This window comes from Eudoraea sp., from assembly GCF_049669105.1.
Lineage (GTDB): Bacteria > Bacteroidota > Bacteroidia > Flavobacteriales > Flavobacteriaceae > Eudoraea.
Genome location: NZ_JBATKE010000230.1, coordinates 1 through 4,524, shown reverse-complemented (window position 1 = coordinate 4,524; position 4,524 = coordinate 1). Strand labels below are relative to the sequence as shown.

General features: G+C 39.0%; 3 protein-coding genes. All 3 read right to left on the bottom strand.

Annotated features, from left to right (window positions below; all coding sequences use genetic code 11):
* Positions 1 to 2,157 (bottom strand): fasciclin domain-containing protein (locus WBM60_RS16845; protein ID WP_424283372.1); only part of this gene is annotated, 2,157 nt, incomplete at its 3' end.
* 309 nt (positions 2,158 to 2,466) lie between these two features.
* The gene (locus WBM60_RS16840; protein WP_424283371.1) at positions 2,467 to 3,906 is read right to left on the bottom strand and encodes a fasciclin domain-containing protein; all 1,440 of its coding nucleotides are present in this window, start codon (positions 3,904 to 3,906) and stop codon (positions 2,467 to 2,469) included.
* 319 nt (positions 3,907 to 4,225) lie between these two features.
* Positions 4,226 to 4,524: fasciclin domain-containing protein (locus tag WBM60_RS16835; protein ID WP_424283370.1), on the bottom strand; the 299-nt coding region annotated here is incomplete at its 5' end.

Genomic DNA, 4,524 nt, shown 5'->3' with positions numbered 1-4,524 from the left:
CGCAAATACAGTAAAAGGGCCGTCACTGCTCAATAATTCAACCAATCCTGCATCTGCTTGTATTAGAGCTTCTACAAGTAGACTTAGTTCGTCAACCGATTGCGCCAATTCTACAATATTGGGAACTTTCGGAGCTAAAATATCCAGGACTTCCTGAGGTAACAATACTTTGTTTATTACATGTACTACTCCATTGCTTGCTTCCACATCCGGGATAACAACGCTTGCATTGACATCCGTTGCATCTTCTATATGTACAGTTCCGTTCTTTAGGTTTATGCCTACATTTTCACCTTGTACAGTTGGTATTTCCTGACCGTCAAATAAATCTCCAGAAAAAGCTGCCGTTCCCGAAACTACATGATAAGTAAGGACTTTTACCAATAGTGCTTTCTCTTCTTCGGTATCAAAGTCGGCCAGGCTGTGATAATCATCACCTAAGGCATCCAGCAATGCAACGAATGCTTCATTTGTAGGAGCAAAAACGGTAAATGGACCTTCAGAGTTTAAGACGTCTACAAGACCAGCATTTGCTTCCAACAAGGCCTCCACCAACAAGCTTAGATCGTCTGTTTCAACTGCTATTTCTACAATGGTTTTCAAACTTAGCGAAGCAACAAAATCAAGAGCCACTTGTGGTAACAATACCTTATCTATGACATGCACTACGCCATTGCTTGCTTCCACATCTGGAATAACAACAACAGCGTTTTTATCTGTAGCATCTTGAATATGAACGGTTCCATTCTTTAGGTTTATACCTACATTTTCACCTTGTACAGTTGGTATTTCCTGACCGTCAAATAAATCACCTGAAAACGCGGCAGTTCCCGAAACCACATGATAGGTGAGGATTTGTACCAATAGGGCTTTCTCTTCTTCTGTATCAAAGTCGGCAAGGCTGTGATAGTCATCACCTAATGCATCCAATAAAGCTACGAATGCCTGATTTGTAGGGGCAAATACTGTAAAAGGACCCTCTGAACTTAGCGTCTCTACAAGTCCGGCATTGGCTTGTTGAAGGGCTTCTACCAGCAGACTTAGATCATCGGTTTCTACAGCTATCTCTACAATAGATTTAAGGCTTAAGGAAGTCACAAAATCAATTGCAGACTGAGGTAAAAGTACTTTGTCTATAATATGGGCCACACCATTGGACGAGGTGAAATCAGCACCAAGGATATTAGCATTTGTATCCGAGGCATCCCCGATAACAAATGTCTCATCTAAAGCTATAATTTCCACGCTATTTTCAGCTAAGGCGGTAGGAACATTACCGGCAGCAAGATCTGCGGCAAAAACTTCCGCAGGGATTACATGGTAAAGGAGAATATCTTTTAGTAGCATCAATTCTGCTTCAGTATCAAAATCATCCAATCCGTTGTAATCATCACCAAGTATTTCTAATAGTGCAACAAATGCATCATCATTTGGGGCAAAAACCGTAAATGGCCCGGCACTATTTAAGGTTTCAACAAGTTCGGCTTTGATTACCGCCGCCTCCAAAATGGAAAGACTCTCTGTCTTAACAACTAAATCTACCAAAGTACCTTCTTTATCATCTTCCCCATCATTCATTGCGTCAATAACAGTCTGTGGTATTAAAACTTTATCCACTACGTGGACAATCCCGTTGCTAACCGCAACATTCGGTATTACGACCCTGGCATCGGCTCCTGAAGCGTCCTTAATAAAAACGCCATTCTCTAATTTAACTTCCAGATTCTCTCCCTGCAAAGTAGCTATGGTCTGACCATTACTAAGTTCAGAAGAAGGCACCGCTCCACCAGCGAATACATGGTAGGTAAGTATGGTTGCAAGAAGTTCCTTATCTTCTTCTGAATCGAAATCTTCCAAAGAATCATAGTTTTCTAAACCATCAAGTAATTCGGAAAATGCTTCATTGGTTGGGGCAAATACGGTAAAAGGACCCTCACTACTTAGGGTAGTTACAAGGTCGGTACCTTCATTTTCATCAGCTTTTATTAGCGCCGCTACTAAGCTGCTTAGTGCATCCGTTTCTTGAGCAGTTGTGACTAAATTCTTAGCTGTGGTTCTTTCAGTAATCCCATCGTCATTTTTATCACAAGAGAGTACTATAAGTGATAGGATCGCAAACATTAGTATGCGCTTTAGTGTAGTAATTTTTTTCATCATAGTGTAGAGTTATTAATCAGTTTAAGTAATAATAATTAAATATTAAACAAAAATAATTTGACACAATATATATTGAATCTTATACCAGTTGTAGATCATTACAAATAATAATTAACAAATAGTGATAATATCGACATTCTAATAAAAGATAAAGCAACTTTAATATGGTTGCTTTTGTTTAATATAAATTAATAAAAGATTAACAAAATAATGATTATTATAAACCTAAGAATAAAAAAACTCCCTTGAAGTTCAAGGGAGTTCCAGCTATCAAATAATTGAATTAGTCTACTAAATCCAATACTATAATTAGTTCGTAGTATCAGGAAGTAGTACTGTGTCTAACACATGTATAACACCATTTCCTGCCTGAACATCAACGGCTATGATGCCTATACCTGTGTTACCTGCACCGTCCGTTACATCGGCTATATTTGGGTCTGTACCTGGCAACGTGATAGTTATATTGTCTCCTTCCAATGTAGGGGCGGTAGTGTCTCCATCAGGAGTTAAGTCACCTGAAGTAACATTGGCTCCACCCACTACGTGGTGCAACAAAACTTGTGTTAGAACAACTTCTCCCGGAAGGTCACCTAAATCAGTAAAAGCATCATTGGTAGGTGCAAAAACTGTAAAATCAGGATTAATCCCATCGGCATTACTACCTTCTGTTCTTGATAGAATACTAACAAAATCAGTTCCCGGTGTTAGCGTGGTTAATGCCTCCACTAAAGTAGAGAAAGTAGGATCTGCGGCTGCAAAAGTTACTACCGTAGGAATATCAATAACGGTATCAACTGCATGTATAATTCCGTTTGTCCCCACTACGTCCGCAGCAGTTACTGTAGAGATACCATTAAAAACAACTCCATCAGAAGTGTTGTAATATAGACTTAGGGCATTTTCTCCTGGTCCTGTTGCGCTCGTATTTGTATAACCGGCACCGCCAGCGACTAAGTCAGAAGATGTAACCACCCCATCAAGAACGTGGTTAAGTAAAATCTGAGAAAGTACTGCTGTATTCACACCACCTAAATCTGCACCATCAAGGAAAGTGCTGAACGCAGCGTTGTCTGGTGCAAGAACTGTAAAGGGACCATCACCACTTAAAACGTCAATCAAATCTCCGTCTGCAGCACCTAAGGCCACGGCTAAACTATTGAAATCTGCATTCGCTGCTGCATGAGCGAGGATTGAAGGGATAGGAATCACTGCATCAACAATATGTATTGTTCCATTAGAGGCGTCAATATCGGCGCCACCATCCGTAACGGCTGCAACATTATTAAAACGTACGCCATTAGAAGTATTAAAATAGATGCTAATATTATTTCCACCTGCTCCAGAAGCGTTAGTGCTGGCATATCCAGCTCCTGCTGCAGCTAAATCACCTGAAGTAATATCAGCTGATATGACATGGTTTAATAAAATTTCCGCCAAGACATCTGTTGGGACGTCATCCAGGGAACCAAAACCATTAGAAGCTAGGAAAGCTGTAAAAGCTGCATTCGTAGGGGCTAAAACAGTAAATGGCCCGTCTGTACCAAGCAAATCAACTAAATTCCCGTCTGCAGCCGAAAGTGCTGATACTAGTATACTAAGTTCGGGAGTACCTAAGGCGATTTCAACGATATTTTGCTCTTGCTCAATTGGAGGTTGACCACCATTGTCATCATCGGAACATGAAAACGTTATAGCTAGTACAAGAGTCGCTAGCATCGCTTTGAAAAAATTTGGACTTGATTTCATTTTTTAAATTTAAAGTTATAATTATTTATTAATGTTCAGCAAAATTAGAATAAAAGTTAAACAAAAAAATATATTTATAAAATGTTTAACATTCGAATATTAAAAGCTTGATAGAAGTTAAATAGGATTTTAAAACGATAATTTGATAAAATCAAATTAAGGATGTGGAAGTAACTAAATGGTTGCTTTTGTTTAATATAATAACTTAATAAATTAACAGTAAATATTAAACATTTTGTACTGTACTACTTTTTGGAGCATAAAAAAACTGCCGCAAAGACGGCAGTTAGAAGCTTTAAATTTTTGTTAGTCTACAAATCTAATTGGTTGTATCCGGGATCATTACTTCTGTAATAAGATGAATAACACCATTCGCGGCTTGTATATCGGCTACCGCTAATACGATTTCCGAATTGCCGGTACCGTCAGTAATTGTAATTAGACCGAGTGATAATGAAAATGTGATGTCGTCACCTTCAAGCGTAGTAACTGTTGATTCATCGGTAATAGCCTCAGAGCGAAGATTGCCATTGCTTACATGATGCTGAAGCACAGCGGTTAACAAATCCTCATCAATATCACTGACAGTATCCCAGTTGTCGTCAGTAGCCAGTAAGG

Bases quoted from the DNA above. Each gene is read 5' to 3' on its own strand.
- WBM60_RS16840 (WP_424283371.1), bottom strand. From the start codon at position 3,906: ATGAAATCAAGTCCAAATTTTTTCAAAGCGATGCTAGCGACTCTTGTA.